The sequence below is a fragment of the Streptomyces sp. PA03-6a genome (genome assembly GCF_033792765.1).
Lineage (GTDB): Bacteria > Actinomycetota > Actinomycetes > Streptomycetales > Streptomycetaceae > Actinacidiphila.
The window spans coordinates 1-5609 of the sequence record NZ_JARAVK010000395.1 but is presented as its reverse complement, the minus strand read 5'-3'; the positions used below and the strand labels follow the sequence as shown (position 1 = coordinate 5609).

Below are 5609 nucleotides of genomic sequence, written 5' to 3'. Positions count from 1 at the left end.
CTGCAGTCCGTTGGTCAGGGCGTCCAGGTCGATCAAGCCGGTGGAGATTCCGCTGAGCGCGCCGGCGCTGGCGGCGCGGCGGTCGTAGTCGTCGTGGAAGAGGTCCAGTGCGGGCCGAGCAGGTCCAGGCCGTCGTCGCCGGTGTCGTCGTAGACGGCCTGCAGGGCCTGCTGCTGGGTGGCGATGATCTCGCTGGCGGTGCCCTCACCGCGCATCGCCTGGTTCGCCGCGGTCAGGTTCACGGTGATCACGTCCCGCAGCGCGGCGCGCTCGCGGACGATGAGGGCGTATTGCTCGGCGTTGGCGACCGTCGAGGTGGCCTGCACCAGCTCGTGCAAGTACGGCGCGCCGCCAGCCCGGGCAATCTCGCCGGTCTTGGTGAGCTCGGCCGCCACCGTGATCGGGTCCGCCGCATCGCCCCGCAGATAGAGGGTGACGATCGTGGCAAACACGGTGGCGTGCGCGGGCCGGTAGAAGTGCCCGCCGGACACCACCTCGAGGACCTCACCGATCGCGTCGCGCGAGAGCAGCATCGCGCCCAGCACGGCCATCTCGGCTTCCAGGTCATGCGGCGGCGCGTACGGCGCGGCCTCACGCTGCCCGGGGATCAAGTCGGTCACCGGACACCTGCCGCTGCAAGCGAGCTGCAATCGGGGCAGTCGACGTACTCGAACGATTCGTCGAACCGCTTGCGGGTGTCCTTGTCACACGCCCCGCACCACTCCATCACCCTTGCTGGCCGGTCCGACGGAACTGTCGACCGCTCCGCATGCTTGACCGGCGTGGCCTGGGTTCTCCTTCATCTCATCGATACGGCTCCTCACGCGCGTGAAGACCAGCCTGAAGCCGCTCAAAGATGGCGCGATGGTCTGACGAGCCAGTAGTACTCCAGGCGTAGATGTTGATCTTCGCCGGGCAGCGGCTTGCCTGCGGTAATGGCACAGACGTGCGCCGGCTTGGCACTGGCGTCGCCAGTGTGACCAGCGAAGGCGGTGTGCGAGGCCACAGACCGGGCTGATCAGGGCCGGTGTCTCGCCGTGATGACAACTCGGTTGCACCATAGGCGTTCTCATTTGAACGCGCGTATCTCAATCAATCACAGCTTCCCAGGTCAGATACCTATATGGCCCTAGCCCGACGGCTCCGCACGGCTCGAACCGGTGGCCTCCGTGGCCGTCCGGACGTTCGAGGCGCGCAGGACCGGGACAGACAACTTCGAGATCCATCTCAACGAACTGCAGGACCACAGGTCAGGGACAGCAACATCCGGCAAAGGAGTGAGACTTCACACTCGAGGACCCGCGCGCCGTCCACGACTTCCAGGTCTTCCAGCATCCGCACCACCAGCCCCGGGAACGTGCTGGAGCTGGTGGGCTGGCGCAGGATCTGCCCGCGGATGTCGCCCGGCACGATCGTCCCGGCGATCTGCGTAACAAGTGACACGTCGCTGTAGCAGCCGGTCAACCAGTCCGGATCGTCTGGCATCACCGGCTCCCATGCCGTCGGCGACGACCCCTCCACCCAGCGGAAGTAGCCGCCGCGCAGGAACTCGTGCCGGGGCGTGACCGCGACCGCATCCCGCCACTGAGGTGACCGGACGCTGCCCCGCTCGGTCATGTGGCGGAGCAGCTTGTCCCGCAGGCCTTGATGGGGCATAACGCCTTCCGTTCGAGTAGATCGGCCGTGGCCGCCACCAACGGCAATCCCGTCTCGGGCTCCATCCACGCCCACTGGCCCGAGGGGTTGCACTCAAGGAACCACCATGCCCCGGCCCGGTCGATGGCGAAGTCGAAAGCACCGAAAACCCAACCCGAAGCGTGCCAGGTAGCGGTGCAGGGCGTCCGCGATCCCGGCCGGCGGCTCCACCACGCTGTAGCGCAGCCTGCCGTAGTCGGTACGCCAATCCAGCAAGCCGCAGTCGATGCGCACACAGAACACGCGCTCGCCGATGACGGTCACCCGCACGTCACCGGCCTTGTCGACGCGCTGCTGGAACAGGTGCACAGTGCCCGCCACCCGCTCGTCAATGTCCTCAGGGGTGACCTCGCCCACCTGCACCGTGCTGGACACGCGGAGACCGCGGAGCGGTACCGGTGGCACGAGGCGGTCGCTGACGCTCGGCCGCAGCCAGTACGGGCCCGGAGGCACGTCGCGGGCGAGCGGGGGCAGCGTCAGGATGTGCGGTGCCCCGAGGCACAGCCCATACGGGTGCGGGTCCCATCGGCGGTCGTTCCCGGCGGTACGAGCCAGTACAACCACCCGGCGTCGGGGTCGGCGATGACCGGGCCGCAGGCTCCGACCATCGCCGTCTGGACCGCGCCGGATCACCGCCGTCACCGAGCTCCACGGTGTCGGGGACTTGCTGGCAGCGAAGACCCTTACCCGCACCGCTGGGGTCGGCCGTCTCCGCTCGGAGGCCGCATTCGCCTCCTACTGCGGCGTCGCCCCCTCCGGAGGTGCCCTCCGGAGGGGCCCTCCGGAGGTCAGGCTCCGCCGGATGCTCCCAAACTTACCAATTTCCCGAAGCGTCGATTCAGCGTCAGCCCCGGGATCGCTCGCGTACAGGCCAGGCCCCCGAAGGGGGAGGCAGATTCAGCAACAGCGAAATATCCCCAGTGGGGCGAGTGAACACGCCCTGCACAGCGCGGTCGAGGCTGTCCCCGATCATTCCCACCGGCAGTCCTACCGTCTGTTGCAATGTGGTGGTGGTGGCTTGGCCTTGTCTGCCGGGCTCTTCGGTACCTGGCCGGGCAACGCCTGCTGGTGCACCTGGCTGCGGTGCGGCGGCGTCTCGGCTTTCTATGGGGCTGCGCAATCCGGACCGCGTGCAGGCAAAAGCGCGCCCTCGTCCAGTACGGTCGTCGCGCCCGGCCGCCTTGCGATTCCCCGGTACGCGTCCCGCGTCCTGACTCGGTACATCGCGGATTCGCAAGGCATCCATGGACTTCGGCGCCGGCTGTCAGGTCAGGTCGAGGGTCCTGACGGGCTGCCCGGCCCACCGGTCCGGGGCGGCGGTGGCAATGACCGCGCCGTCAGGGCGTTCCGGGGTGGGTAGGGCGGTGTGGCGGGTGTGGGCGGTGGCCCAGGTGTTCTCGCGGGCGAGGGCCAGGGCTGCGGGCAGGTCGAGGTCGACGACGGTGATGCCGGGTAGGGCTGCGATGTGCTCGGCGGTGCCGGGGCGGGCGCGGTCGGCTTCGACCAAGGCGCAGGTGGGTGCGTACAGGTGCCAGCCTGTTTCGGCGTGGGCACGGTGGATGAGGCGGGAGGCCAGCAGGTTGCCGCGGCCGGCGGCGACCATGGCGGTGTCGTCTAGGACGACGTGCACGATCTGGTTCACCGGGCGGTGGCCTGGGTGAGGCGGCGGTCGAGTTCGGCGTCCAGGTCGTCCTGCTCTGCGGGGGTGGGGGCGTAGCCGTTCCAGGCGTTCAGGACGGCGCGGGCCTGCTCGGCGCGCTCGGCCCGCTCGGCGGGGGTGAGGAGCGTGTCGGCCAGGCGGGCCAGGTAGGCGCGCAGCGACAGGCCCTCGGCGGCGGCGATCTCCGAGAGCCGGTCCCGGGCCTCGGCGGGGATACGGACGTTCGCATCGGACACGTGGGGTCTCCTATCGTGGTGGCGCACCACACTATAGGGGGTACGGGTACGTACCCGTGTGCATTCTGAGGCGGAAGACAGCACCGCCGGCCACGTAGCACCCAGGGCTCGCGGGACGACCACACCCACACCCGAACCGCCGAGCCGTGGTGGCTCAGGGCCGTAGGCGCACCGCGTGCCCGGTGGCGCCCGGTGATCAGGCGGGGCCGAGGCCCGCGAAACGAAGCCAGCTGCAGCCCGCGGCCGACCGCGAGGCGCGGGTCCGGCCGGTCGCGTGTGGCATATCGAGCGCCTGCACGGCCGGGGGGTTTGGGCCTTCCCTGAGCGGCGATCACGACAACACACGCGTCCCCGCACAGGTATCGGCTCTACATGATCGCAACCCCGCGCCGCGCGCCCCGAACCCCGGTCGGCAAGGACGGGAGCGAACTCAAGATCGCCTCCATGAGCGACGAAACGGCCGGCACTTACTGGAAGTGGATAAACGAGCTCGGCTTGTCCCAGGCAATCGAACGCGGCATCCTCTCCGGCTTCGGAATCGACAACCTTGAGACTGAGGATTCGCACTGGACAGTCGGTGCGGAGCCGGCGCGGACATGCGCCGCAACATGAAGTGATCCCGCCTCAGCGGCCCCCAGTCCTTGCTTCTCACACACTACTCGCCTGACACATGGGCAATCGCACCAAGGAATGGCAAATGCCTCCCAAACCCACAGGTTATAAAGTCTCCTTCCCGCGCAGGCAGGGTGGTCCCCCTGCCGGACACCTCAAGGGCCGTGACCCGTCCGTGACGGCCGACAAGCTCGGCGATGCCTGGGTGGACGGGGCAACGGTCGTGTACATCGGCAAGGCTGCGGGCCAGGACGGACTGAGCTCTTTCAAAGTGGCCACCGATCGGATGACGTCTCAAACGACTGCTCTCCGCGGCACACTACAAGCGGCCCTGCTTGTGGCCCGGTCAACGTTCGCGACAGCGTCACCCGTTCGAGGCTCGGCTGAAAGGGCTCACTGAATCTGCGGCTTGCCGACTACCACCGCCACGGCACCGGTCTGCTGGCTGGCCACTGGGGCGGCCGCTACATCTGGCAGCTGGTCGACTCGGACGCACTGCTCGTTGCCTGGCGGCCGATGACCGAGGACGACGCGGGTGAGGCCGAGCAGGACTTAATCGACGAATTCAAAGAACTCCACGGAGGAGCTGTGCCCTTCGCCAACCTCAGGAACAACGCCCGAAGGGCTCCGGAAACGGACGGGGCGGAGTGAGTTTGTCCAGGTCGAGGCGAACCTCAAAGGACACCGGCCGCTTTAGCGAGTTTCGGAAGATGCCAGCAGGCGCATAAGCGTGGGTTGGTTCGTCAAGCTCGTAGACATGGACAACGGGTACTCCGTCCTCGTCCTCGATGCACCAGTAGTGCGGGATGCCCGCCTCCGCGTACTTACGAAGCTTTACCGTGCGATCCCGGTGGGCGGACTCGGGGGAGACCACCTCGGTGACGAGTCGCACTTCCTCCGGTACGAACAGGTCCGGTCGCCGTCGTAGTCAGCTGTCGTCACCAGCAGATCCGGCTCAGGCCGGTTGCGCTGATCGAGCTTGATAGTCATCTCACGACCCACTCTGGTGTCCGTGGGTGCCTGCTCCATGAGAGCGACAGTGAACATGGTGACGAGGTGACCGCGCCACCACCTCTGCGGCGACATCATAAAAACAAGGGCTCCGTCGATGAGCTCAGTGTGGCGCGGTGCCTCGTGGGGCGATCCAGATCCTCCGCGAACCAGCCTTCCGCGCGCGGCGGGCGCATCCAGTCGGGCAGTGCGGTCACAGGGCAACCTAGCGATTTTGCCTGTCGTGCTTAGAGGGCGTTTGATCTAGGTGGATTGCCCTTTATCTCCTAGTAAGTTCCTCGCCAGGTGGGTGTCGTCTCGTCCGTTATGCGCTTGGTGAGGTTGTCGATCGAGGCGACGTGGATCATGGCCTCGGAGCTGGCGGGCAGGGTCTCGTAGTCTCGGGCGAGGCGCCG

8 protein-coding genes and 2 pseudogenes are annotated in these 5609 nt (G+C 67.5%); 3 read left to right on the top strand and 7 right to left on the bottom strand.

Features of this window, described 5'->3' with window-relative positions; genetic code table 11:
- Positions 1–32: 32 nt before the first annotated feature.
- The 3 genes from PV350_RS43940 to PV350_RS43930 form a co-directional block, all read right to left on the bottom strand.
- Positions 33–620 carry a DnaB-like helicase N-terminal domain-containing protein gene (locus PV350_RS43940; protein ID WP_500338975.1) on the bottom strand — a complete coding sequence of 196 codons (588 nt, stop codon included), beginning with the start codon at positions 618–620 and terminating at the stop codon, positions 33–35.
- Positions 621–1227: 607 nt separating this feature from the next.
- Positions 1228–1617 carry a hypothetical protein gene (locus PV350_RS43935; protein ID WP_500338974.1) on the bottom strand — a complete coding sequence of 130 codons (390 nt, stop codon included), beginning with the start codon at positions 1615–1617 and terminating at the stop codon, positions 1228–1230.
- A 132-nt stretch (positions 1618–1749) separates the two neighbouring features.
- Positions 1750–2070: a hypothetical protein gene (locus PV350_RS43930; RefSeq protein WP_500338973.1), complete on the bottom strand. Its 321-nt coding sequence runs from the start codon at positions 2068–2070 to the stop codon at positions 1750–1752.
- Positions 2071–2323: 253 nt separating this feature from the next.
- On the opposite strand from PV350_RS43930, the gene PV350_RS43925 reads away from it, so the two are divergent.
- Positions 2324–3055, top strand: a complete 732-nt coding sequence (locus PV350_RS43925) for a transposase (protein WP_500338978.1) — start codon at positions 2324–2326, stop codon at positions 3053–3055.
- Here the strand turns inward: PV350_RS43925 and PV350_RS43920 are convergent.
- Both PV350_RS43920 and PV350_RS43915 read right to left on the bottom strand, forming a co-directional pair.
- Positions 2960–3298: a PIN domain-containing protein gene (locus PV350_RS43920; RefSeq protein ID WP_500338977.1), complete on the bottom strand. Its 339-nt coding sequence runs from the start codon at positions 3296–3298 to the stop codon at positions 2960–2962. The two genes, PV350_RS43925 and PV350_RS43920, sit on opposite strands and share 96 nt — an antisense overlap.
- A 35-nt stretch (positions 3299–3333) precedes the next feature.
- A complete protein-coding gene (locus tag PV350_RS43915; protein ID WP_500338971.1) occupies positions 3334–3591 on the bottom strand; it encodes a hypothetical protein in 258 nt (85 codons plus the stop codon).
- Positions 3592–3963: 372 nt separating this feature from the next.
- Between PV350_RS43915 and PV350_RS43910 the strand changes: the two genes are divergently transcribed.
- Both PV350_RS43910 and PV350_RS43905 read left to right on the top strand, forming a co-directional pair.
- Positions 3964–4203 carry a hypothetical protein gene (locus PV350_RS43910; RefSeq protein ID WP_500338969.1) on the top strand — a complete coding sequence of 80 codons (240 nt, stop codon included), beginning with the start codon at positions 3964–3966 and terminating at the stop codon, positions 4201–4203.
- Positions 4204–4719: 516 nt separating this feature from the next.
- On the top strand, positions 4720–4854 hold the full coding sequence (locus PV350_RS43905) for a hypothetical protein (RefSeq protein ID WP_500338979.1): 135 nt from the start codon (positions 4720–4722) through the stop codon (positions 4852–4854).
- Here the strand turns inward: PV350_RS43905 and PV350_RS43900 are convergent.
- Positions 4808–5411: pseudogene (locus PV350_RS43900) on the bottom strand (Uma2 family endonuclease). The gene PV350_RS43905 and the pseudogene PV350_RS43900 overlap by 47 nt on opposite strands.
- 69 nt (positions 5412–5480) lie before the next feature.
- A pseudogene (locus PV350_RS43895) lies at positions 5481–5609 on the bottom strand (IS5/IS1182 family transposase); the annotation flags it as partial.

Bases quoted from the DNA above. Each gene is read 5' to 3' on its own strand.
- PV350_RS43935 (WP_500338974.1), bottom strand. From the start codon at position 1,617: ATGACCGAGCGGGGCAGCGTCCGGTCACCTCAGTGGCGGGATGCGGTC.
- PV350_RS43920 (WP_500338977.1), bottom strand. From the start codon at position 3,298: ATGGTCGCCGCCGGCCGCGGCAACCTGCTGGCCTCCCGCCTCATCCAC.
- PV350_RS43910 (WP_500338969.1), top strand. From the start codon at position 3,964: ATGATCGCAACCCCGCGCCGCGCGCCCCGAACCCCGGTCGGCAAGGAC.
- PV350_RS43905 (WP_500338979.1), top strand. From the start codon at position 4,720: ATGACCGAGGACGACGCGGGTGAGGCCGAGCAGGACTTAATCGACGAA.